The organism is Brevundimonas sp. (assembly GCF_035998205.1).
Lineage (GTDB): Bacteria > Pseudomonadota > Alphaproteobacteria > Caulobacterales > Caulobacteraceae > Brevundimonas.
In genome coordinates this window covers 574,181-595,400 of sequence record NZ_DASYHT010000004.1, presented here as the reverse complement: position 1 = coordinate 595,400, position 21,220 = coordinate 574,181, and the positions used below count along the sequence as shown (strand labels likewise).

Genomic DNA, 21,220 nt, shown 5'->3' with positions numbered 1-21,220 from the left:
CGCCGCTCGGGACGCGGTTTAAGCCCCCATGACGTCGCCCCTGATCACCCTGCTGGCCGGCCCGACCGCCTCGGGCAAGTCCGCCCTGGCGCTGGACTGGGCGCAGCGCAACGGCGGGCTGATCCTGAATGCCGATAGCCAGCAGCTGTACGCCGACCTGCGGGTGCTGACCGCCCGGCCGTCCGCGCAGGACGAGGCCACGGCCGACCACGCCCTCTACGGCATCGCCGATGCGGCCGAAGCTTGGTCCGTCGGGCGCTGGACCCGCGCCGCCCTGCCGCTGATCGCGGCGGCGACGGGCGAGAACCGCCCCGTCCTGCTGGTCGGCGGCACCGGCCTGTACTTCCACGCCCTGACCCGAGGCCTCGCCGAGGTGCCCGAGCCGGGCGAAGCCGCCCGCGCCGCGGCGGCGACCCTCTTTGACGACGCCGGCGAAAGCGTCGTGCGGGAGCGGCTCCGCACGCTGGACCCGGCCGCCGAGGCGACGATCGGCCCGCGTGACCGCCAGCGGCTGGTGCGGGCGCTGGCCGTGGCCGAGGGCACCGGACGTCCGCTCAGCGCCTGGCAGGCGGCCACGCTTCCCCTGCTGTCGCGGGGCAGCTGGCGCGGGCATGTGCTGGAGCCGGACCGCGCCGCGCTCTACGCCGGCTGCGACGCGCGCGCCGTCGCCATGATCGAGACCGGGGCGCTCGCCGAGGTCGAGGCCCTGCTAGCCCGCGGCCTGTCGCCGGAGCTGCCGGCGATGAAGGCGGTCGGCGTTCGCGAGCTCGCGACCGTCATCCGTGGCGAGGCGTCGCTGGATGAGGCGCTGGTCCAGCTGCAGCAGGCGACGCGCAACTACGCCAAACGGCAGCTGACCTGGTTCAGGAACCAGACCCCCGACTGGGCGCGGATTGGCCCGGCGGGCTTGGAAGCCTGAGCCGTCGCGCCTATATTGGCCCTGTCCGGGTTCGCCCGGACTATGGCGATAAACGCGCCTGCAATAAGCGGACCGGACCCGGGTGCGAATCCCGGCGGCTCCACCAATCTCTTCCGCGTTATCGGCGGGACTGTGCGGGGCCGACTAGCATCGACGGACGTGTAAAGAGGATTGCTTTCGCTCGTCCTGGCCCACCGTATCGGGCCATTTTCTAACTGCGAACGATAACTTCGCTGGTGAAGTCCGCCTCGCCGCGTAATGCGGTTCGGTTGATTTCGAACACTTAAGTCCTCGGGGTTCAGATCCCGGGGCGGGGCCCGGGGGCGCCTGGCAACAGAAGCCCCCACTTTCCCTCATGCGCCTGGCAACAGAGGCCCGGGACTTTCCCGCCCCGCAGACTCTTCGCCGCCCCCGCTTGATGACGCCTTCCGCCGCGCCGTCGGGAGCGTTATCTGTGGCCGCTCAAGGGTGAGGTTTACATGGCGCAGGAACGGCCACCGGTCGACGAGATGCACTACGAGGCGCTGGCCCAGGAGGCCCTGCGCGGGGTCATCCGCGCCGCGCTGGATCGGGCCGCCAGCCCGGAAGGCATCCCCGGCGCACACCACTTCTACATCACCTTCCGCACCGACGCCGAGGGCGTGTCCGTGCCCGAGGACATCCGGGCCAAATACCCGGAGGAGATGACGATCGTCCTGCAACACCAGTACTGGGACCTCGACGTGCGCGAGGACGGCTTCTCGGTGATGCTCAAGTTCGGGGGCGCGCCCAAGACCCTGTCGACGCCGTACGCCGCCATCGTCCGCTTCTACGATCCGTCGGTGCAGTTCCTGCTGCAGTTCGAGCCGCCGCCGCCCGCGCCCGCCCCGGCCGTCGCGCCGGCCGCCGAAGCCGCTGTGCCGGCCGCCGACGGGGACGCCGCCGACGAAGGCCCGAAGGTCATCTCGCTGGACCAGTTCCGCAAGAAGTAGGGCGAGACGATGCGGGGGTTGGCGGCGATCCTGCTCATCTGGCTGCTGACAGCCCCGCTTGCCGCCGCCCAGACCTCGCCGCTCCGCCCCTCGCCCTTTGCCGACTGGCGGGCGGTGGTGATCGCCGGTGACTGGCGGACCACGGACGGTCGGCCGATCCGCGCTTTCGACAACGCCATCCGCGATGTCGCCGCCGGGCTCGAGGCGCGCGGGCTCGGTCAGGTCGATGTTTTCACCCTGCGCCCCGACGCCAGGCCCAAGATCACCCCGGACGCCGCCCTGCTGCGCGCGGCGACCGCCCTCGGGACGCCCGCCGAGCGGGGCGGATGCCTGTTCTACCTGACCTCCCACGGCTCGACCGACGGCGTCGTCTTCGGCGACGGCGAGCTGACGCCGGGCCAGCTGGCGATCCTGCTGCGCCGGACCTGCGGCGAGCGACCGACCGTGGCCGTGATCTCGGCCTGCTACTCCGGCGTCTTCCTGGGGGCCCTGTCCGGCCCGAACCGCATGGTCCTGACCGCCGCCCGTCCCGACCGCAACTCGTTCGGCTGCGGCGAGGACCAGGTCTATCCCTTCTTCGACGGCTGCCTCATCGAGAGCCTGCCGGCGGCGGGGGACCTCCTCGACCTGGCCCGGCTGACCCGGACGTGCGTCGCGCGTCGGGAGGATGAGGAAGGGGCGACGCCGCCGTCGGAGCCCCAGCTACGGGTCGGCGCCACCCTGCAGCTGCTCGCCCCGACGCTGCGCTTCCCCCCGATCGCGCCCTGAGGTTGCCGCACGGCCACAGGCCGTATAGAACAAACCGGCAACATTTGGGAGGGAACCATGCTCACCGGGGGCTGCCACTGCGGCGCGATCCGCTACGAAACCGCCGACGAGGCGATCCATCACGCGCTCTGCCACTGCCTCGACTGCCGCAAGGCGTCGGGCGCGCCCGCGGTCGCCTGGGCCCTCGCCCCGGCGGACCAGGTGAAGATCACCGGCGAGCCGGTCTGGTACGCCTCGTCCGAACATGGCCGGCGAGGCTTCTGCGGTCGCTGCGGCACAGGCCTGTTCTACACAAACGCCGAGATCTTCCCCGGCCAGATCGACGTGCAGAGCGCCACGCTCGATGATCCCGACGCCATCCCGCTGCAGGGCCAGATCCAGACCGCCGAGCGCATCGCCTGGATGAACCGGCTTGAGCACCTGCCCAGCTTCGAACGCTATCCCGGCGGGCCGCCGGACGCCTGACGCGGAAAGGCGCGGATGGTGATGCGCTCGCGCTCACCCGGCCGGCGCTCGACCACCAGCCGGGCGACCTGCGAGTCGTCGTGGAACAGATAGCCCTTGATGGCGTCCAGCAGCGCCTTGGCGAGGTTGTCGAGGTCCATCCACGGCGGCTCCCCGACGTGTTCCATGACGATCTCGACCACATGGTCGCCCCACGCTGGCCGCGCCCCGCGCCATTCCTTGCGCATGAACTCATAGACCAGCGGCTTGTAGTACTTCGCCTGGGTGGTCAGGCCGTCGATGGTGATCTCGACCGCGGGGCCGACCTCGCGCGCCCTCACCTTGCCGGCGCCGATCCAGCCGCCGGTCATCGCCGGAATGCCCTGACGCGGATCACGCCGGCGTCGCCTGCCGGACGAGACTGGCGGCCCGGGCGTAGACCTCATGTTCGAAGGCGAACGCCGCCTCGTGGCGGCCGCGGAAATGGGCAAAGTCGCCGGTCGGTCCCGTGCCCACATTGAGATGGGCCGGCTCTTCCGGCGGCGTGCGACCGAGTCGGCGCGCGAGCTGATCCAGCGAGGCCGCATAGGCCTCCATGACCCCGATCGACACGAACCCGGAACGAAACGGACTGCCGGGGTCCGACAGGTCAGGCGCCTCCGGAAACTGGGCGAGGAAGGAGAACGGATCGGCGGCGGGGTCAGCGGCTGCGCGACGATCCAGCCAGGCCTCGAGCGGCGGCGCGTCCTCGAAGCCGTCGACCGTCATCCCGGACTGCAGCTGGTAGTGCAGATAGCGCCACAGGGAGACAAACCGGTCGAACGGGTCGCGCAGGAAGATGATGAACTGGGAGGCGTCGGGATAGTACTGGAGCGCCCCCACGCCGCGCAGGCGGTTGAAGTGGCCGTGGACGCACAGGCCGGGCCTCGGCCTAGTCGCTTCGGGAGCCTCGCCGTTCCAGCCGCGGTAGTGGAAGTGCAGGTCCTCCGGACGGAACCACGCCTCCAGATGACGCCTCAGGCTGGTTCCCGCCGTCTTGGGCACGTGCAGGGAGATCAGCGGACGGGCTGGATCGTACTTCACGAGGGTCGGGGCGGGTCGGGCCAGCATCAGGGACTCCGAGCTCAGAAGAGGCGGCTCACGCCCCGTTCGCACAGCCCCCCGGACGAGGCAAACGCGCCTTGTTCGAAAAGCCCGCCATGCTACAGGGCGGGCGCCATCCAAGCGGAGGATTTCGATGAGCGCGCACCGCACCGAGACCGACACCTTCGGCCCGATCGAGGTCCAGGCCGATCGCTACTGGGGCGCCCAGGCCCAGCGCAGCCTCGGCAACTTCCGCATCGGCTGGGAGAAGCAGCCCCTGCCGATCGTGCGCGCCCTCGGGATCGTCAAGCGCGCCGCCGCGGAGACCAACATGGCGCTCGGCCGCCTCGACCCGGCGCTCGGCGGCGCCATCGTCCAGGCGGCCAACGAGGTCATCGAGGGCAAGCTCAACGACCACTTCCCGCTGGTGGTCTGGCAGACCGGATCGGGCACCCAGTCGAACATGAACGCCAACGAGGTGATCTCGAATCGGGCAATCGAGATCCTTGGCGGGGAGATGGGCTCGAAAAAGCCCGTCCATCCCAACGACCACGTCAACATGAGCCAGTCGTCGAACGACACCTACCCTACGGCCATGCATGTGGCCTGCGCCGAGGAGGTGGTGCACCGGCTGCTGCCCGCGTTGCAGAAGCTGCACAACGCGCTGAACGACAAGGCGCAGGCGTGGAAGGAGATCATCAAGATCGGCCGCACCCACACCCAGGACGCCACGCCCCTGACCCTCGGCCAGGAGTTTTCCGGCTATGTGCAGCAGGTCGCCAAGGGCATCGAGCGGATCGAGGCGACCCTGCCGGACCTGATGCAGCTGGCCCAGGGCGGCACCGCCGTCGGCACCGGCCTGAACGCCCCGGTCGGCTTCGCCGAAGGGGTCGCCGACAAGATCGCCCAGATCACCGGCCTGAAGTTCACGACCGCGCCGAACAAGTTCGAGGCCCTCGCGGCCCACGACGCCATGGTGATGAGCCACGGGGCGATCAACACGGTGGCCGCCAGCCTGTTCAAGATCGCCAACGACATCCGCTTCCTCGGCTCCGGCCCGCGCGCCGGTCTCGGTGAGCTGTCCCTGCCGGAGAACGAGCCCGGCTCGTCGATCATGCCCGGCAAGGTCAATCCGACCCAGTGCGAGGCCCTGACCCAGGTGTGCGTCCAGGTGTTCGGCAACCACGCAGCGATCACCTTCGCCGGCTCGCAGGGCCACTTCGAGCTGAACGTGTTCAACCCGGTGATGGCCTATAACTTCCTGCAGTCCGTGCGCCTGATGGCCGATGCGGCGATCAGCTTCACGGACAACTGCGTGGTCGGCATCGAGCCGCGCGTCGACAACATCCGCAAGGGCGTCGAGAACAGCCTGATGCTGGTCACCGCCCTGAACGGCAAGCTGGGCTACGACGCCTGCGCCAAGATCGCCAAGACGGCGCACAGGAACGGCACCACCCTGCGCGAGGAGGCGGTCGGCGGCGGCTATCTGACCAACGAGGAATTCGATCAGTACGTCCGCCCCGAGAAGATGATCTCGCCGGGCTGAGGCCATGACGGCGCTGGAGCGTCCCTACTGGACCGAGGCCGTGTTCGAGCGGCGGGACGGCTGGGACGCCGACGCCTACCCTTTCAACCTTCCAGTCCTGAAGGGGCTCGAGCGGCTGGCGTTCCACCCGAACGTCACCTTCCTCGTGGGTGAAAACGGCTCGGGCAAATCAACCTTGATCGAGGCCCTGGCCGTGGCCTGGGGCTTCAACGCCGAGGGTGGGGGACGCGAGCATCGGTTCGGCACCCGGCCCTCGCATTCCCCGCTGCATCATTTCGTTCGCCCCATCCGGTCGTCCGGACGCCTCCAGGACGGGTTCTTCCTCAGGGCCGAGAGCTTCTTCACCGTCGCCAGCTACCTCGAGGGCGCCGGGGCCAGTCGGTACGGCGACAAATCCCTGCACGAACAGTCGCATGGCGAGAGCTTCTTCGCCTTGTTCGACAACCGCTTCATCGGCGACGGGCTCTATATTCTGGACGAACCCGAGGCGGCGCTGTCGCCAACGCGGCAGCTGGCGTTCCTGGCGAGGATGCACGAGCTGGTCCTCGCGCGCTCCCAGCTGATCATCGCGACCCACTCGCCCATTCTACTGGCGTACCCCCATGCCTGGATCTACCAGGCCTCGGACACCGGCCTTCAGCGGGTCGCCTATGAAGACACGGACCACTATCGGGTCACGCGCAGCTTCCTGACCCGGCGGGAGAGAATGCTGGAGGTCTTGCTGAAGCCCGACTGAGGGCCTCACGGCTTGTCGCGGATCGTCCGGCCAATGGGGGCCAGCGCCAGCTTGGCCAGCTCGAGATCCTTTATGGCGAAGGGGATGCCGATCACGGTGATGGCCTCGGCGACAGCGATCAGCACGTGGGACAGGGCGATGTACCAGCCGGCGAAGACGAACCAGATCACGTTCAGGCCGATGCCGAGACATCCGGCCCCCAGGGCTGTGGCGTCCGGCTCGCGCCAGACCACCTCCCGCCCGAACGGCCAGAAGGAGTAGCTGGCGATCCGCCAGGCGGCGAAAGTCCAGGGCAGACCGACCACGGTCAGCGCCAGCAGCGCCCCGCCCAGCAGCCACAGCAGGCCGCTGAGCCAGCCGCCGAGGATGAACCACAGGATGTTGAGGATCAGACGGATCATGGACGCGCTCTCCCGGACCGGGCCGAGGCCCATGGATACGCGAGGCCGCGCGGCTCCGGTGTGAATTCGGCGTAAGGCGCGTTAGACAGGGCCTCGGAGCGTCGCAGGAGCGCCGGATGGCCGAAATCATCAACCTGAACCGGGCGCGCAAGGCGAAGGCGCGGGCGGCGGACAAGGCCGGAGCCGCCGCCAACCGGGCCGCCTTCGGACGCAGCAAGGCCGAGCGCGAGCAGGCGGCGCGGACCTCGGAGCTGGAAACCCGCCGGCTCGACGGCGCGAAACGCGATCCCGGCGACGGGGCGGCGGACTAGCCTTCCATCGCCGCCAGCGCCGGCGAGAGCCGGTACAGCAGCCCGCCCGGTCCGCGCTCGACGAACAGGGCCGGCAGGTCCATGGCCTCGGCGAAGGCCGGCCCCTCATAGGGGCCAAGCACATGCAACGCCCTCGCCAGGGCCTGGGCCCGGAAACAGGAGGGATCCAGCGTCGCCACCCCCACCAGCCCGTGCGCCACGCGCCGGCCGGCGGCGCCGTCCACCGGCGACGGCGCGTCCGGATCGAGGCCGCTGACGCCCAGACCGAGGTTCAGCAGGGCGCCGACCAGCCGCGGCTCGCTCCGCGCGCCGGCCGGCCACAGATCGGCCCACCAGGGCTGGCCATCCCAGAGCAGCCCGCGCCCGAGCGCATTGTCACCGCTGCGGATGCAGGCGGCCTCCACGCCCGATTCCGTCAGCGCGGCCATGACCCGGTCACAGGCGAGCGCTGCGGCCACATCATCAAAATCCAGCACCGTTCCGCCCGGCTGCACCGCCGCCTGCCCCGGCCGGTGCAGACGAAGGCCCTGCCATCCGGAAACGGCCCGCACCGGTGCGATCGCCGCCTCGTCCGGCGGCGTCAGCGACAGGGCCCGGCCGGCGGCGATCCAGAAGTCCGTCAGGGCGCCGAGCGTCGGGTCCCAGGCCCCGTTCACCTCGTCTGCAAGGTCCAGAGCGCTGTTGAGCATCGCCCACAGCGGATCCGACAGCCGCCAGGTCCCCGCGGGAGCGCCATTGAAGCGCGCCAGTTCCGACGCGGGCGAGCGCCGGTCCAGAAGGGCGAACGTCTCGTCCAGCACCCGCGTCACCGTCTCGCGGTACGGGCGCTCCAGAGCGCCCGGCGGCGGGACGAGACGCACCTGGGCCCGGGAATCCTCAAAGGTCCAGACCAGACGCCCGGGCGCTGGCCGCGGCGGGGTGCCCACGGCCGGGATGAACAGGCGATCCTCGAGAGGGGCGTCGGGACTCATCGTCCATCGATGCCCGCTCGCGGCGGCGGCGCCAAGCTCAATAGGTCAGGGTCACGCCCAGCCGCAGGGTGCGGGGCGGCACGAGACTCTCCACCCCGTCCGCCGTGACGCCGGTCGGCACATCCGCGTCGAACAGGTTGTCCGCCGCCACCCAGGCCTCGGCCGCGCCCGACAGCCGGTAGCGGGCCCGGGCGTCCACCGTCGTCGCCGCGTCCAGCACGCGGCTGTTGAGGTCGTCCTCGAAGCGCCGGCTCTCGTACCGGCCGTCCAGCGACAGGGTCAGCCGCTCCGTGGCGCGCCAGTCGGCCCCGAAGGTGACGCTCCATTCGGGTGCCTGGGCCGGGCGCAGGCCGGTCAGCTGCGGGGCCGCCGCCCCGCCGTCGACCTCGGCATCAGTCAGGGCCGCCGCACCGCGCAACGACAGCGGCCCCAGATCGCGCTGCGCCGACAGCTCGACCCCGACCGCCTCGATCCGGCCCGCATTCTGGCGCTGGCGCAGGACGCCGCCCGCCGGCACGAAGCCGGCGACGGGGAAGGTTCCGGGCCCCTGCCCGATCGTGACATTGGTGATCGGGTCGCTCAGGCGCGTGGCGAACACCGTCGCCGTCCAGCGCAGGGCGCCGTCGCCCTCCAGCCCCAGCTCGACGCCTTCCAGCCGCTCCGGCTCGAGCGCGGCGTTGGCCTCGGTGATGTCGTTGCCGACCCGGAACGGCCGGTGCAGCTCGTTCAGCGTCGGCGGACGGAAGCTGGAATAGGCCGCCAGCCGCAGCGCCAGCGCCTCGCCGAGGTCGCGCCGCAGCGCCGCCCGGCCCGTCACGATCTCGCCGGACCGGTCCGCCGGACGCAGGTCGAGGACGGTCGCGCCATTGGTCAGGTCGGTCTCGCGGCGCAGCGACGCCCCGGTGCTCCAGTGGTCGGCGCGCAGCCCCCCGACCAGCAGCCAGGGCCCGCCGCGCCAGGAGGCGTCGATGAACGCCCCGGTGACGGCGCTCTCGCCGCCCGCCACACGGCCGCGGGTGAAGGCCCCGCCCATGAAGCGGAACAGCTCGCGCGTCTCGCCCTCGAAGCGGCGAGCGTCGACGCCGGCCTCCGCTTCCCACTGGGTTCCGGTCCAGCGGCCCGCGAGGGTCGCGCCCCAGCCGGTCGCCGGACTGCCGAACTGCACCGAGGCCGGCGTCGTGCCCGAACGGTCCACCGCCACCGCGGCGAAGCGGTTGGACAGGTCGCTGTCGTGCCGCCAGACCAGCGCCCGGAAGCCGGGCCGCCCCGCGGCCGGCGCCCGCGCCGCCGCCAGGCTCAGCAGTGTGCCCTGCACCGCCGAGCCGACCCCGGCCAGGCCGCCGCCGCGGGTCTCGTCATAGATTCCGGCGCGGGCGGCGATCACCGTCTCCAGCGGGCCAGGGGCCTCCAGACGCGCGGCGGCGCTGCGGCTGGTGAAGTCGAGCGGCTGATCCGCCGCCCCGGCCCGCGCCCCCCGCACCGCGAGATAGCCGTCGCTGTCCTCGGCGGCGACCGTGGCCACGACCCGCAGCGGCCCGACGGTCGTCCCGCCCGAGGCGACGGCGCGCCGACCGCCATCCTCCCCGGCCGACAGGTCGAACACCGCGCCCCGGTCCCGCTCGGCCAGCCGGATCACCCCGGTCAGGGCCCCCGCGCCCCACGGCCCCGAGCCGCCGCCCCGCACCAGATCGACCGCCTGCAGGCTCTCCGGCGGGACCTGGGACCAGATCACCCAGCCGCCGAAGGGATCATTGAGCGGCGCCCCGTCCAGCGTGACGAGGGTGCGACCGGCCCCCGACGGTGCGATGGCGCGCAGGCTGATCCCCTGGGTGGTCGGGTTGGCCGACAGGCTGGTGGTGCGCCGGAACAGGGACACCGCCGGGACCTGCCGCAGCGCCTCGTCAAGCCGCGGGGTTCGCGCCAGATCGGCCGCGTCCAGCCGGATCCGGGCGAAGGCCGCCTCCGAGGCGGCGGTGGGCAGGCGCGCGCCGGTGATCACCACCTGCTCGACAGTGGGCGTGGCGGAGGGAACGGGGGGCGGGACGTCCTGGAACATGCGCGGTCCCTAGCGGACCCGAGCCGCAAAGGCTCCCCGTCAGTTGGTCGCGGCTGTGCAGGAAAGGACGATGGTGGGTGATGTAGGGTTCGAACCTACGACCCGCTGATTAAGAGGGAGTGCCAAGCGCCTGAAATCGCTTGCCGAGCCCCGACCGTTCACGGCCAGTTCCGGCCAGCTAAGGCCCTGAAATGTCACGGGCGGACGGCGCAGGTCCGGAGGTTCAGGAGCCCCAGCCGCCCGCGCCGAAGGCCCGCACGGCCCGGTGGATGATCGCGCGCTTCAAGGCGTCCGGCTGGCCGTCGGAGCGCGTGGCGGCGATGGCGGCCATGGCCTCGGCGAACATGTCGTCGGCCTGCTTCCGGGTCCACCGGCCGCCCTCCCCGCGCGTCCGGTACAGGTAGTCATGCAGCACCGCCGCGCGCGCCCACGGGCCAAACGACGGCAGGACGCGCCGCGCGGCCCACGGCATGCTTGCGAAGTCCGTCACCTCGCCGGCCGGCACAACGACGAAGGTCGGCCCGTCCGGGCCCTCGACGCCCCACACCAGATCCTCCAGCGTCTCGACCTTCTCCAGCCCGTTCTTCGCCTCGTTGAGCAGCCGGTAGTGCCAGCCGCCGGTCATCCGCGCGGTCATCAGGCGATCCCCGGCTTGTAGACGGTTTTGCCGTTGACCTTCCGGGCCGTCAGCAGCTGGCGGCGATCACCCGGGCCGAAGCCGATGTGCACCCACGAGCCGAACTCCTCGATGATCTGATCGAACGGGCCCAGCGCCGTGCCGGCGTTCGCCAGGGCGCGCGCCACCTCGGCCACCGTGCCGAACTCCGGGCAGGTGAAGTCGACGGCGTGGCCGGTCACATGCGCGCTGTTCGCGCTGCCGCCGACCGCCCGGTTGACCTCGGGGCTGCGATACCCGGAGGTGACGCGGATCGGCTTGTTGCCGAGGATCGACCGGACGCGCTCCATGCGGTCGGCCGTCAGATACAGCTGGTCGAGCACTTGGGCCGGCGGGGTGTTGTTCAGGCCGCGCGCCACGGCGGTGTTGCTGTGCGTCATCTCCGCGAGGGTGAAGTTCTCGGAGAGGCGACCGGCCGCCGGCGGCGGTGCAGCGGGCGTCGCCGGGGGCTGCGGCGCTGTCAGCAGGGCGCGCATGGCGTCCACATGCTCCAGCAGCTTGCGGTTAAGTTCGCTCATCCGCTGATCACCTGATGTCCGAGGTAGCCGATCACGGCCACGCATGTGGAAGCGACGAAGCCAAGGGCCCACTTGAGCAGGCCTTTCAGGTCCGAAATGGAGGAGTTGATGTTGCGGTAGCGCTCCGCACACAAATCCTCGTGGGCCTCGATCTTCTGGTAAGCTCCGGCGATGGTTCGTTTGTCGCTCATGCCGCGCCCTCCAGTTCAGCCACCCGCGCTCGCAGCACCCGGACTTCGTTCCACAGCACGGCCAGCATGGCGTCGGGCGTCAGGCTGTACATGCCGTCGTCGCCAACGCCCGTGATGTCCGGGAGCCCGGCCGCTTCGGCCGCAGCATCCACGTCCTGCGCCAGCCAGCCGTAGTGGCGGCGCTCCGTGTCCTCGGCGTCGGTGCGGCGGAAGCTGACCGCGGCGACCCCGTCGATCAACTCCGCGCCGTCCAGCGCCTGCACGTCCGTCTTGAGCCGGGCGTCCGACGAGACGTTCGGGGCGTTGGTCAGATAGATCGTACCCCAGCGGAGCGCAGTGCTGTTGCCGCCGAGGTTTTTTGCGCCCGACGCCGTGTCTGGCACCATCGATTGGAATACCGCAATCGGGTTCGATGCGAGCGAGTCTCCGAGCTGCAGAAACCCGTCCGCCAAGTAGGACAGCATTCGCCGCGCCGTACCGCTGACCCGGCCGTTCAGGGTCTGGTTGTCGTCAACGATGATCCCGGCCTTGGCGATCAGGGCGCGCGACGGCTGCGCGCCGAGGGTTTCCCAGTTGGTCGTCGTGGGCGAGGCGCGGGTGCCGTCCCGCTTGCCCCACAGGGTCGAGCCAACAGCCCCGGAGGTGTCGACGTACAGGTCGCCGCGCGCGCCGGACACGACACCCTCTGGCGAGCCCGTTCCGGTCGAGAACTGAATGCCGCCCACCAGCGCCGAAGTCGCCCCCAGGCTGGCGCGCACCGTGTTGTCGATGGCGAACTCGAAGGCCGACGTGCTGGCGTTCCACCGGAAGAACTCATCGCCAGCCAGCACTCCGTTCGGGAAGCTCAGGGCGTCAGAGTTGGTGGCGTTCATGTGGATCGCCTGCCCGGCCTTCAGGGCAATGGCGGCGCCGGTGAAGGTGGTCGCCGTGAAGTCGACCCCGGTCTTGAATGTGCCCGCCAGCGAGTACCCGGCATCGATCGCCTGAGTGCCCTGGTTCTGGACGCGATAGCCGAACCAGGTGGCCCCCAAGGCCCCGGTGGCGTTGTCGCGCACCATGTTCACCACGTCGCCGGCCGCGGCCACGTCGTAGCCGCCATCCCGCAGGATGATCTCGCGCGGGTTCAGGTACACGCCGGCGTTCAGGGCGACCGCATCGCCCGCGAACATGCCCACTGCCGGGTTGGCGAGGAAGTGCGTGGCCCCGTCCTTGGCGCCCCCCACCGACGCCGTGACGTTGAACGCCATCGTGTCGCCCTGCACCGTCTGGTTGGCGGTGACGGAAATACGCATCGCCGCCGCCCCGGTTCGACCGTCGTTGCCGTCAGTCTCCTCGTTGTGACCCGAGCGGTTCACGAAGTAGATGCGACAGGGAACCGTCTCCTCCGTGTAGAGGTATCCGGTCTCAGGCGCGCCGAGCACGTCCCCCGTAAGGATCGACCGAACGCGCACGGCGTTGTAGCTCTGGTCGCCATTAAACGCCGCGGCGATGCCGCCTACACCGTTGGCCACACGCGGGTCAGGGCGCTCGTCGCAGGTGATGTAGCGGTTGACCACCGGCATCCCGAGGAACGCCTGATCCGGGGCGATGGCCTTGGTGGACGAAAGGCCAGCCTGGATTTCATCCTGCGAGGCGAACAGCACAGAGCCTGCACCTCCGCCGCCACCACCACCACGACGGGCGATGCGCAGGATGTCCTGATCGCGCGCGGTCAGCTTGTCGAGGTCGCTGTTCAGCACGCGGGTCGGCAGGGGCCCGGTCGCCGACAGGTCCGTCTCACGCAGCGGCTGCACCAGACGGTCGATCGTGACCGTCGTGCTGCTCACGGCCGCGTCCAGCGTCAGCGTGCCGGAGCCGTAGCCGCCCTCGACCGTGTCGCCGTCCTGCAGGAACGCGCCCTCGACCGAATACTCGGACGGCGCCACCACCACATTGTCGACCGACACGATGATGTCCTCGGCCGCCCAGAACGGGAAGGTGATCGCGAACGCAGACTGCGGCGTCGCGCCCACCACGTACGTGATCGGGTCGACCAACTCAGGGATCTGGACGTGGCGGGCCATGGGCGCACGTTCGGCGCAACGGCGGCGGGCTTGAATGCACCCGTCTTTTCAACAGGCAATAGTCCGCTTTCCGCGATCTCCCCTCCCCTACGGGAGGACGCGGTTGGGAGCCTGCTCTTCCTCGCCCCTATAGCCTGACTGCCCGATAACGGGGGCCAGCCGTCCCCTGCCTGATATGCCCAGGCCGCAAGAGGGGGTCGTTGGTCAGGTTGTCCCTCAAGCCGCAGGGCCAGTCGGGCGCTCGGAAATCCCGCATTGGCTTGCGGGCAAAGTTCGCGGGGGCGACATCGGCGGGCTTTGGGGACGGGAGCCTGCCAGACCGGGAGCGGCACATCGGGTTCACCTGCTCGGGACTGCCGCTACAGACCGAGCGCGGCGGCCTTGTCAGGCGGTAGGGAGCAGGTCGATCAGGGCGAGAGTGCCCACGCCGCGGGCGACGGGGCTGGGCTCCCAGTTCATCATGCGATGGACGGAGCCGTGGACGGGCGTGAAGTAGAGCTCGCGGCCGTCCTTGGTGACGTGGGGCACATCAAGCCCCATGGCCCTGCGGACGGTAGCGGCCTCGGCCTCAAGCCAGGCGAGGTAGATGCCCATGACGCGGTGCGAGCCCGGCGTCGAGGCGGCGGCGACCGCAGCATCGGCGAGACTCCGCACGTGATGGGGGATGGGCGAGCGATCCTCGCCTGTGGTATCGGCCCGGTCAGCCGGCATGGCGATCCTCCTCTGTAGGTCGCGTGGCGGTTAGGCCCGGTGCGGAAGCTGCTAACTTCCCTCCGGGCCGCCCTTCCGCTACCATGAAGGGCAATGGGCGGGCAAGATTTAACGAACACGAAAAAGCGAGGCCGCCCGGCCACTGGCCAGGGCGTGACCGTTACGGTTCGAATGCACAACGACCTCCTCGGCGCAGTTGACCGGTGGATGAAGGAGGAGGCCGCGCTGGGCCGTCCGATGACCCGCTCTGACGCCGTGCGCCGTCTGGTCGCCGAGGCGCTGGAGAAGATGGGCCTCAAGGAGCCGGGGGCGTGAACATGCCGAGCGCCGCCGAGATCGTTCGCGACGGCGCGCTCGTCATCTCCTTCGGCTGTGTCATGACCTTCTTCGCTGCGGTGATTTTCGGCACTGCGCTTCTGCCGGTCGCCGCCCTGCTCTTCTGGCTGGCGCCTGAGGCGGCATGGTCTGGCCACGTGGTCCGGTGGATGGCGATAGCATGGGCGGTGGCGTCCGTCGTCTGCGGGGTCGGGGTCGTCGCCCGGCCGCGCACTTAGAACCGCAGCGTCACCGGCAGCTCGTCCTCCTCATGGATGCGGTCGCCCCACAGCGGCGTGCTGGCCGCCGCGCTGTCGGCGAGGTCGTCCAGATAGGCCGCCGTGCCCTCGGCCTGCAGGCGGCGCTGCGCCTCCGGCCATGCCGTCATGACGGCCTCGTAGCTGTAGGTCCGATCGCGGCCAGTCGCGAGGCGGCGGTCGAACTCGGCGGCCACCTCCGGCGCGAGGTCGTTGAGCTCCGACCACATGGCGTCGCGGTCCATCATGGCGCGCCCCTGGAACCCCGGCTGGTTGCTGGCGATCATGGCGTTGCGCATCTCGGCCAGCGCCACCCGCTCCAGCGCGTCCTCGACCATCTGGCGACGGTTGCGGCTCATGGCCGGCAGGGGCACGCCGTCGTCCTTCGGCAGGGCGCCGTTGAGCTCGCCGATCATGCGCGACGCCTCGGTGCCGACGACCTTGGCCCGGGCGAGCGGGTGCAGGCGCTTGGTCGCGACCTCGCCAAGCTGCGACAGGACGTAGAGGCGGCCGGACTCGTCGAGAGCGGCAAGGTCGCGCTCGGCATTGGCAAGGCGGCCCATGTCCATGAAGGACTCGACGCCGTTCAGCGCCCGCTCCAGCTCCGAAGTCCGGGCGCCGGCGCGGGCGTAGAAGTCGCGCTTGTCCTGCGATCCGCGGAACGAGGGCGTGACGAACCGGCGCACCACCGGCGCGTCGACCCACGATCCGCTCGGCCGGTCCGGGTCCGCCGCATCGCCCGCCGCCAGCGCGTAGGTGCCGATGGGCCCGCCGAAGGTGCGGATGACGTAGTCGATGTAGGCCGGCGACATGCCGGTGTTCTCGCCCAGCCACGTGGCGAAGTTCGAGGTCCAGGCGTTGTACTGCTGCTGCGGCGGCAGGGCCTCCAGCGACTCCGACACGATCGGCCGGCCGGTGCGCGGATCGACGCCGGTAGCCAGCCCGGTTGCGCCGGCCAGCAGGGGGATGCTCGTCGGCGGGGCGAACAGGGTGCCGACGCCGTTCCACATGCGGCCCCACGCCACCTCGGCGTCCTCGCCGGCGGCCGCGTTGGTCGCCTCCCACCAGCGCTCCAGCACGTTCGACATCCACGCCAGTTCGAACGGCTTGGGCACCTTCACGATGTAGTCGCCCACCGGGATGATCCAGTGCGTCGACCGGGTCATCTCGTTGGCCTGCTGATACTCCGGGTCGTCCATGAACATGGCGCTCAGGGACAAGCCGAACGCGCCGATGGCGGCCATGGTCGTCCACGCCCGGGCCGCCGCCTGAATGGCCTGCCGGTCGGCGACACGCTGGCCGGGCGCGGCCTGCCCTTGGAACAGCGGCGCCACGATGGCCTTCAGCGCCGCCTCCTTGCCGCCAGCGGCATGGGCCCGGCCGACCGCCGACGCCGGATCCGTGATCGCCGTGCGCACCAGCTTGTCGAGGCCCTGCAGGTACGGGTTCAGGAACATGAAGACGCGCACGGCGCCGTGCACGCGCGAGCCCTTGCGGCCGAAGTCGATCAGGTCGCGGCTGGCGAAGGCGGCCTCGGTGATGGCGTCCCAGTCGTCGAAGCCTTCGGCCTTCATGCGCTTCAGCACCTTCTGGAACACGGTGCGCCGGTTGCCGACCTCGGTCAGCTCGGTCCAGCGCGCCACGTCCTCGAAGGCCCGCAGGAAGCCACGCGAGTCCTCGAAATAGCGGGCCTTCCACCCGCGCCGGGTCAGCTCCAGCGCGTCCTGGCGGATCAGCAGCTCGCTCATCTGGGCGGTCGTCGCGCCGCCGCTGATGCCCCCGGCGACGTTGTAGAGGCGGCCGGCCTCGCTGACACGGCCGGTGGCGCGGGACACCGCCTCGTCGACGGAGCCGGCCAGCCCCTCGCCCGGAACGAAGCCGCGGACATACGCGGCGCTGGCAACCTGATCGCGGATCAGGTTCGCGAGGATGAAGTCGGGCGTGGTGGTGACGGTCCGGGCGACGAAGTTGGTCACGGCGCCCACGATGGCCCCGAACACGTCCGCCTGCGCCGGCGTCATGTTCGTGATCGCCTCGTAGGTCAGCTGGCCCCACTCCGGGTCCAGCAGCTCCCACGCCTCGCGCTGGCCGTTCTCCCAGACGTAGATGATCGGCCGGCCGTTGGCGTTGACCTCGCCCGGGCGCCAGACCTCCACGTCGTCGTCGAACAGCGCGTCGACATCGTCGCGCGTGCCGCGGGCCTGGGCGGCCAGCTCGTCGTTGGCGACGACGGTCTTGCGCATCGGGGCCTTCACCTTGCGCATGAACGGGTTTTCGCCGTCGGGCGACAGGGCGTTCAGCCGCTTGGCCATGGAGACGATCGAGCGGTTGATGTCGTTCTGCCGGACACGCTGCGCCAGTCGCAGGCTGTCCTGCGCCAGCACCTCGACCGGGCTCAGGATGTTGCGGTCGGACCCGCGGAACTGCTTGACCTCGGGCCCGGCGTTGGCCCCTGACCGGGACACGCCAGCCGGCCGGTCATCCATCTCGCGGCGGAACGGCACGTAGAAGTCCCGCCCGGCCAGCGCGGCGTCGTACGTCTCGCGGGAGATCAGGCCGGAGTCCAGCCGCAGCTTGAGCAGGCCGCTGGCGTACTGGTTGATCTGGTCGGACAGCTCGCGCAGTTCCGGCCGCTCCGAGTCCATGCGGGCGATGAACGCCTCGGCCTGCTCGCGCGTCCGGGCCAGCGGCGGGTTCTCCAGCTCTCCCTTCGCGAAGCGGTCCCACTCGATCACCGCGCGCCGGGCGACGAGGTACTGGTCGAACATCTGCAGCGCCGCCTCGGGCTTGGCGCCGGCCCGCGTCTCGCGCACCACCACCGCCGTCAGGGCGTCGGCCAGTGCCGGCGTCTCGGGCGCCAGCTTCCGGTAGCCGTGCACGCCATGCAGGATGTTCTGCATGCCGATGTTGTAGGCGTCGAACCCGGCCCGGGCGAGCTTGGCGGCGTCGTCGCCAGGGCGAATGTCCAGCGGGCTCCCGGTGGCGGCCTCGATGGCTTCCTGCATCTGCGACTGCAGGCGCGTCAGCGGGTGCCGGGCGTCGATCACGTCGGTGTAGCGCCGCGCGAACCAGTCCGCGATGGCCCGGCCGGCGCGACGCTCCTTCACGATGCGCGAGCCCTCGGCGATCATGCCGCGGCGCTCCAGCGGCACCACCACGTCCATGTTGTTGTCGGGGCGGGCGGGGATGACCGGGGTGTCGCTTGTATCCCTCATGGAGCCGCTGCGAACGTCCACGACGGTTTCTCCGTCGATCTCGACCGTCGTGCGCGATCCGGGCCCATCGGAAACGGGCTCCACGCGGGGCGGCACGCGGTCGGTGTAGGCCCGGCGCACGGTGTCGGCCACGGGGCGCGCCAGCCCGAACGTCAGGCTGATGCCCCCGCCGAGGAGCGCCGCACCGCCGGTCTGCGCCGCGCTGAACTCGTCCTGAATGCCGGCGTTGATGTCGGACACCTGCAGGCCAGCGTCCACAGCGCCAGCGATCAGGGCCTGCTGGCCAGCACCTCGCGCCAGCCTGACCGCCAGCGAGCCGCCACGCACCACGCCGCCGCCGACGATGTTTTCCGGCGACAGGCCGCCACCGGCCACCTGCCCCGCCAGGAACGCGCCGAACTCGGCCGGATTGTCGATCGGGTCAGCCGCTGCCCGGGCGCTGTAGAGCTCGCGGCGCTGGCGCTCCCGGCGAGAGGCGACGGTGTCGGCGCGCGACACGCCCTCAAACCACCTGCGGTTCTCGCCGACCGTGGCGTCGAGCGCGCGGTCGAACTGGCGGCCGAGGAACGTGTCGGTCCGGACGCGGGTCAGGTCGCGCACGTTCAGCAGGCCGTCGCCTTCGGAGTCCAGCGAGCGCGCCGCGGCGCCGAAGATCGAGCGCCCGAACCCTTCGGCGGCGTTGTCCATGAACCGCTGGCCCAGCGAGCGCTCCGGCCCCTGAACCAGCCCGCGGCGCATGGCCTCCTCATAGGCCGCCTTCTGCTCCGGCTGCATGATGCCCCGGCGGTAGGCTTCGGCCAGGGCCTGTTGACGCTCGCTCATTGCAGACCCGCCGCGCGCAGAACTTCCTCATCGCTCATCTGGCGCACGGCCGGTCGCTGGCCCGTCGCGGCCCCGGCGATCGCCTGCGTCCGCTGCGCCGTCTGGACTTCGGCCGGCCGCGGCGGTGCGGCGCCAGTGGCCGCAGATCGCGTGGCCGCCGCCGCCACCTGCGAGGCGTAGCGGGTCGAGCCGCCAATCTCCAGCACGTCCTGCAGCACGCGATCGCCGTACCGGCCGAACTGGCGCACGATGTCCTGCGACACCGCCCGCCACGACTCCATGTCGTTGGCCTGCTCGTAGCGCTCCAGCTCGCCGGCATACCGCACCAGCATGTTGACCGGCAGGGCCCGGCGGTCGCCCTGGCGGACACCGGCCCGGTCCTGCGCCGACAGCAGGGCGCTCACGTACGCCTCGCCCTCCCGCGCCGCGCTGACCGCACGGCCGCCGTTGGCCTGCAGCTGCTGCACGCGGGACGCCCACGCCTGCCCAGCCGCGCGCACGGCCGTGTCCCGCAGGACCGACCCGGCCGGGTCATTCCGCTGCGCCTGACGCTGACCGCGGTACGCGTCCCACGCCCGCGTCGCCCGGCCGCCGTTCAGCGCCTCCAGCACCTTGCGCGGGTACTCGGCCGAGCGGGGATTGCCGCGCGCCTCGACGCCGTCCAGCCACGCCTCGCGCGTGATGCTTCCCGACCGCGGGTCGCCGACGCTCCGCAGCCAGCCGTCCACATTGCCCGGTCCGGCGTGATAGGCCGTGACGGCGAGGAAGGTGTCGCCGTTGTAGCGGTCCAGCAGTTCCGACAGGTACGCCTGCCCCAGCTGGCGGCCGTAATCGGCGTCGTTCAACAGGCGGTTGCGGTCGTAGGGCACGCCCAGCCGCTCGGCCATGCGCTGCGCCGTCTCGGGCAGCAGCTGCATGATGCCGACGGCGCCGCCGCCAGCCGGGCCCGGGCCGTCCGGGTCCGCGCTCACCAGCCCGGTGCGGCCGCCGGACTCCACCTGGATCACCGCATTCGTCAGGGCGTCCAGATCCTCGTCGCCGGCGACCACCGGCATGGCGTTGAACCCGCGCGCCGCGGTCCGCGTCAGGATGCGCTCGGCCGCCGCCTCCGGCGACAGGCCGGACAGGTCGCCGACGAGCCCGTTGAACTCGGCGGCATCGGCGCGGGCGCGGTACCAGCGGGCTACCGCCGGGGCGCCGCCCATCTGGCGCACCTGCTCCTCGGTTAGACCGATCCCGCCCTCGCCGAGTTCGATGCTGGCGGCGTCCTCCTCGATCATGCGGTTCAGTTCGCGCTGGCGGCGGTTCTCCTCCTCGGCCGCCAGATTGGCCCGGGCGCGCTCCAGCTGCGTCTCGCGCTGCACCGCCTCGGTCGCCTGCGCTACGGCCAGCTGGCGCTCCTGCGGCGTCAGGGCCATCTCGGGGTCCGCCACCAGCGACTGCACCCGCGCCAGAGCGGCATCGGCGCCGCCGGTGCGAAGCGCCTGCAGCGCGTCCTGCGCGATAAGCCCCGCCTTGAGCCGCCCGGTGATCTCCTCGCGCTTGGCCAGCGCCTCCTCCGAGGACAGGCCGAACGCCGGGTTGCTCTCCAGCTCATCAATGAGGAGGCGCACCTGCAGGATGTTGCCCTGCACCTGATCGCTGTTCAGGGCGGTGGCGAAGTCGGTGGTCTGCCCGAACGCGACGGCCTCCGACACCAGCCGGTCCAGCCGGGCGTCGATGCCATTGCGGGCCTCGGTCAGGTCACGTTCGGCCCGGGCGCTCTGGATGGCCCCCAGGTTGGCGGTCGCACGGCGATCGAAGGTCTGGGCGACGTTGCCCACCAGCCACTCCGGCGACTGCTCGATCAGGGCCGCCCGGCGCGCCTCGGCCTGCTGCTGGAAGGCGTCCGGGTCGAAGGGGTTGGCCACCCGCAGGGCGTCCAGCTCGCGCTCGATGTCGTTGTCGAACTTGGCCGCGGCGCCGCGCTCCAGCGCCCGGTTGTACTCCCGGCCGACGCCCGTGATGGCCATGCGACGCTCGAACCGGCCGGCCGCCGCATCCGCCTCGGCCTGCTGCGCCGCCGCCTCCTGAAGGTTCGGCATCACGAACTCTTCGAACGCCGACTCCGTGATGCGGCTGACACGCTCCAGCGCCTCCGCAGCCGCGCGCTCGCCGATGCCGGCCGAGCCGCTGAAGTCCGCCAGCGGGGTCAGCGAACCGCCAGCGGTGCCGCCCGGGAGGCCGGTGCCCTGCCTGATCGCCAT

21 protein-coding genes and 1 other RNA gene are annotated in these 21,220 nt (G+C 71.0%); 10 read left to right on the top strand and 12 right to left on the bottom strand.

The window, feature by feature from the left end; all coding sequences use genetic code 11:
• Positions 1 to 28 precede the first annotated feature (28 nt).
• The 5 genes from miaA to VGN74_RS05735 all read left to right on the top strand — a co-directional run bounded on the left by miaA (position 29) and on the right by VGN74_RS05735 (position 3,123).
• On the top strand, positions 29 to 919 hold the full coding sequence (miaA, locus tag VGN74_RS05755) for a tRNA (adenosine(37)-N6)-dimethylallyltransferase MiaA (RefSeq protein ID WP_327446402.1): 891 nt from the start codon (positions 29 to 31) through the stop codon (positions 917 to 919).
• Positions 904 to 1,267, top strand: a transfer-messenger RNA (tmRNA) gene (gene ssrA, locus VGN74_RS05750). The genes miaA and ssrA overlap by 16 nt, the downstream gene beginning before the upstream one ends.
• Positions 1,268 to 1,398: 131 nt before the next feature.
• On the top strand, positions 1,399 to 1,890 hold the full coding sequence (locus VGN74_RS05745; protein WP_327446401.1) for an SspB family protein: 492 nt from the start codon (positions 1,399 to 1,401) through the stop codon (positions 1,888 to 1,890).
• Positions 1,891 to 1,899: 9 nt separating this feature from the next.
• A complete protein-coding gene (locus VGN74_RS05740) occupies positions 1,900 to 2,658 on the top strand; it encodes a C13 family peptidase (RefSeq protein ID WP_327446400.1) in 759 nt (252 codons plus the stop codon).
• 57 nt (positions 2,659 to 2,715) lie between these two features.
• Positions 2,716 to 3,123 (top strand): GFA family protein, encoded by a 408-nt coding sequence (locus tag VGN74_RS05735; RefSeq protein WP_327446399.1) that lies wholly within the window; start codon positions 2,716 to 2,718, stop codon positions 3,121 to 3,123.
• Here VGN74_RS05735 and VGN74_RS05730 read toward each other — a convergent pair.
• Entirely contained in the window at positions 3,096 to 3,473 is a 378-nt protein-coding gene (locus VGN74_RS05730; protein ID WP_327446398.1) for a RusA family crossover junction endodeoxyribonuclease, read from the bottom strand. The genes VGN74_RS05735 and VGN74_RS05730 overlap by 28 nt on opposite strands.
• Positions 3,474 to 3,495: 22 nt before the next feature.
• A complete protein-coding gene (locus VGN74_RS05725; protein WP_327446397.1) occupies positions 3,496 to 4,212 on the bottom strand; it encodes a sulfotransferase family 2 domain-containing protein in 717 nt (238 codons plus the stop codon).
• A 127-nt stretch (positions 4,213 to 4,339) separates the two neighbouring features.
• Here VGN74_RS05725 and fumC point away from each other — a divergent pair, with 127 nt between their 5' ends.
• Together fumC and VGN74_RS05715 are read left to right on the top strand one after the other, a co-directional pair.
• Positions 4,340 to 5,731 carry a class II fumarate hydratase gene (gene fumC / locus VGN74_RS05720; RefSeq protein WP_327446396.1) on the top strand — a complete coding sequence of 464 codons (1,392 nt, stop codon included), beginning with the start codon at positions 4,340 to 4,342 and terminating at the stop codon, positions 5,729 to 5,731.
• A gap of 4 nt (positions 5,732 to 5,735) precedes the next feature.
• Positions 5,736 to 6,467, top strand: a complete 732-nt coding sequence (locus VGN74_RS05715) for an AAA family ATPase (RefSeq protein ID WP_327446395.1) — start codon at positions 5,736 to 5,738, stop codon at positions 6,465 to 6,467.
• A gap of 5 nt (positions 6,468 to 6,472) precedes the next feature.
• On the opposite strand, the gene VGN74_RS05710 is transcribed toward VGN74_RS05715, so the two are convergent.
• Positions 6,473 to 6,868 carry a YccF domain-containing protein gene (locus tag VGN74_RS05710; protein WP_327446394.1) on the bottom strand — a complete coding sequence of 132 codons (396 nt, stop codon included), beginning with the start codon at positions 6,866 to 6,868 and terminating at the stop codon, positions 6,473 to 6,475.
• Between the two features lie 116 nt (positions 6,869 to 6,984).
• Here VGN74_RS05710 and VGN74_RS05705 point away from each other — a divergent pair, with 116 nt between their 5' ends.
• Entirely contained in the window at positions 6,985 to 7,179 is a 195-nt protein-coding gene (locus tag VGN74_RS05705; protein WP_327446393.1) for a DUF4169 family protein, read from the top strand.
• Here VGN74_RS05705 and VGN74_RS05700 read toward each other — a convergent pair.
• From VGN74_RS05700 to VGN74_RS05670, 7 genes are all read right to left on the bottom strand, one after another.
• Entirely contained in the window at positions 7,176 to 8,150 is a 975-nt protein-coding gene (locus VGN74_RS05700; RefSeq protein WP_327446392.1) for an FAD:protein FMN transferase, read from the bottom strand. The genes VGN74_RS05705 and VGN74_RS05700 overlap by 4 nt on opposite strands.
• A gap of 37 nt (positions 8,151 to 8,187) precedes the next feature.
• A complete protein-coding gene (locus VGN74_RS05695; RefSeq protein WP_327446391.1) occupies positions 8,188 to 10,206 on the bottom strand; it encodes a TonB-dependent receptor in 2,019 nt (672 codons plus the stop codon).
• Between the two features lie 223 nt (positions 10,207 to 10,429).
• The gene (locus tag VGN74_RS05690) at positions 10,430 to 10,843 is read right to left on the bottom strand and encodes a DUF1353 domain-containing protein (protein WP_327446390.1); all 414 of its coding nucleotides are present in this window, start codon (positions 10,841 to 10,843) and stop codon (positions 10,430 to 10,432) included.
• Entirely contained in the window at positions 10,843 to 11,400 is a 558-nt protein-coding gene (locus tag VGN74_RS05685; RefSeq protein WP_327446389.1) for a D-Ala-D-Ala carboxypeptidase family metallohydrolase, read from the bottom strand. The genes VGN74_RS05690 and VGN74_RS05685 overlap by 1 nt, the downstream gene beginning before the upstream one ends.
• Positions 11,397 to 11,591, bottom strand: a complete 195-nt coding sequence (locus tag VGN74_RS05680) for a hypothetical protein (protein ID WP_327446388.1) — start codon at positions 11,589 to 11,591, stop codon at positions 11,397 to 11,399. The genes VGN74_RS05685 and VGN74_RS05680 overlap by 4 nt, the downstream gene beginning before the upstream one ends.
• Positions 11,588 to 13,654 (bottom strand): tail fiber domain-containing protein, encoded by a 2,067-nt coding sequence (locus VGN74_RS05675; protein ID WP_327446387.1) that lies wholly within the window; start codon positions 13,652 to 13,654, stop codon positions 11,588 to 11,590. Before VGN74_RS05675 ends, VGN74_RS05680 begins: the two co-directional genes overlap by 4 nt.
• 384 nt (positions 13,655 to 14,038) lie before the next feature.
• A complete protein-coding gene (locus VGN74_RS05670; protein ID WP_327446386.1) occupies positions 14,039 to 14,365 on the bottom strand; it encodes a hypothetical protein in 327 nt (108 codons plus the stop codon).
• A 171-nt stretch (positions 14,366 to 14,536) separates the two neighbouring features.
• Between VGN74_RS05670 and VGN74_RS05665 the strand changes: the two genes are divergently transcribed.
• Together VGN74_RS05665 and VGN74_RS05660 are read left to right on the top strand one after the other, a co-directional pair.
• Positions 14,537 to 14,680, top strand: a complete 144-nt coding sequence (locus VGN74_RS05665) for a hypothetical protein (RefSeq protein ID WP_327446385.1) — start codon at positions 14,537 to 14,539, stop codon at positions 14,678 to 14,680.
• On the top strand, positions 14,677 to 14,919 hold the full coding sequence (locus tag VGN74_RS05660; protein ID WP_327446384.1) for a hypothetical protein: 243 nt from the start codon (positions 14,677 to 14,679) through the stop codon (positions 14,917 to 14,919). The genes VGN74_RS05665 and VGN74_RS05660 overlap by 4 nt, the downstream gene beginning before the upstream one ends.
• Here the strand turns inward: VGN74_RS05660 and VGN74_RS05655 are convergent.
• On the bottom strand, positions 14,916 to 18,974 hold the full coding sequence (locus tag VGN74_RS05655) for an LPD38 domain-containing protein (RefSeq protein WP_327446383.1): 4,059 nt from the start codon (positions 18,972 to 18,974) through the stop codon (positions 14,916 to 14,918). The two genes, VGN74_RS05660 and VGN74_RS05655, sit on opposite strands and share 4 nt — an antisense overlap.
• Entirely contained in the window at positions 18,971 to 21,220 is a 2,250-nt protein-coding gene (locus tag VGN74_RS05650) for a transglycosylase SLT domain-containing protein (protein ID WP_327446382.1), read from the bottom strand. Before VGN74_RS05650 ends, VGN74_RS05655 begins: the two co-directional genes overlap by 4 nt.

What these genes read in the sequence shown, in the direction of transcription:
- VGN74_RS05655 (WP_327446383.1), bottom strand. Translation starts at nt 18,974, where the DNA reads ATGAGCGAGCGTCAACAGGCCCTGGCCGAAGCCTACCGCCGGGGCATC.
- miaA (WP_327446402.1), top strand. Translation starts at nt 29, where the DNA reads ATGACGTCGCCCCTGATCACCCTGCTGGCCGGCCCGACCGCCTCGGGC.
- VGN74_RS05700 (WP_327446392.1), bottom strand. Translation starts at nt 8,150, where the DNA reads ATGAGTCCCGACGCCCCTCTCGAGGATCGCCTGTTCATCCCGGCCGTG.
- VGN74_RS05665 (WP_327446385.1), top strand. Translation starts at nt 14,537, where the DNA reads ATGCACAACGACCTCCTCGGCGCAGTTGACCGGTGGATGAAGGAGGAG.
- VGN74_RS05715 (WP_327446395.1), top strand. Translation starts at nt 5,736, where the DNA reads ATGACGGCGCTGGAGCGTCCCTACTGGACCGAGGCCGTGTTCGAGCGG.
- VGN74_RS05745 (WP_327446401.1), top strand. Translation starts at nt 1,399, where the DNA reads ATGGCGCAGGAACGGCCACCGGTCGACGAGATGCACTACGAGGCGCTG.
- VGN74_RS05735 (WP_327446399.1), top strand. Translation starts at nt 2,716, where the DNA reads ATGCTCACCGGGGGCTGCCACTGCGGCGCGATCCGCTACGAAACCGCC.
- VGN74_RS05705 (WP_327446393.1), top strand. Translation starts at nt 6,985, where the DNA reads ATGGCCGAAATCATCAACCTGAACCGGGCGCGCAAGGCGAAGGCGCGG.
- VGN74_RS05725 (WP_327446397.1), bottom strand. Translation starts at nt 4,212, where the DNA reads ATGCTGGCCCGACCCGCCCCGACCCTCGTGAAGTACGATCCAGCCCGT.
- fumC (WP_327446396.1), top strand. Translation starts at nt 4,340, where the DNA reads ATGAGCGCGCACCGCACCGAGACCGACACCTTCGGCCCGATCGAGGTC.
- VGN74_RS05685 (WP_327446389.1), bottom strand. Translation starts at nt 11,400, where the DNA reads ATGAGCGAACTTAACCGCAAGCTGCTGGAGCATGTGGACGCCATGCGC.
- VGN74_RS05730 (WP_327446398.1), bottom strand. Translation starts at nt 3,473, where the DNA reads ATGACCGGCGGCTGGATCGGCGCCGGCAAGGTGAGGGCGCGCGAGGTC.
- VGN74_RS05670 (WP_327446386.1), bottom strand. Translation starts at nt 14,365, where the DNA reads ATGCCGGCTGACCGGGCCGATACCACAGGCGAGGATCGCTCGCCCATC.
- VGN74_RS05695 (WP_327446391.1), bottom strand. Translation starts at nt 10,206, where the DNA reads ATGTTCCAGGACGTCCCGCCCCCCGTTCCCTCCGCCACGCCCACTGTC.
- VGN74_RS05690 (WP_327446390.1), bottom strand. Translation starts at nt 10,843, where the DNA reads ATGACCGCGCGGATGACCGGCGGCTGGCACTACCGGCTGCTCAACGAG.
- VGN74_RS05740 (WP_327446400.1), top strand. Translation starts at nt 1,900, where the DNA reads ATGCGGGGGTTGGCGGCGATCCTGCTCATCTGGCTGCTGACAGCCCCG.
- VGN74_RS05650 (WP_327446382.1), bottom strand. Translation starts at nt 21,220, where the DNA reads ATGGCGATCAGGCAGGGCACCGGCCTCCCGGGCGGCACCGCTGGCGGT.
- VGN74_RS05680 (WP_327446388.1), bottom strand. Translation starts at nt 11,591, where the DNA reads ATGAGCGACAAACGAACCATCGCCGGAGCTTACCAGAAGATCGAGGCC.
- VGN74_RS05675 (WP_327446387.1), bottom strand. Translation starts at nt 13,654, where the DNA reads ATGGCCCGCCACGTCCAGATCCCTGAGTTGGTCGACCCGATCACGTAC.
- VGN74_RS05710 (WP_327446394.1), bottom strand. Translation starts at nt 6,868, where the DNA reads ATGATCCGTCTGATCCTCAACATCCTGTGGTTCATCCTCGGCGGCTGG.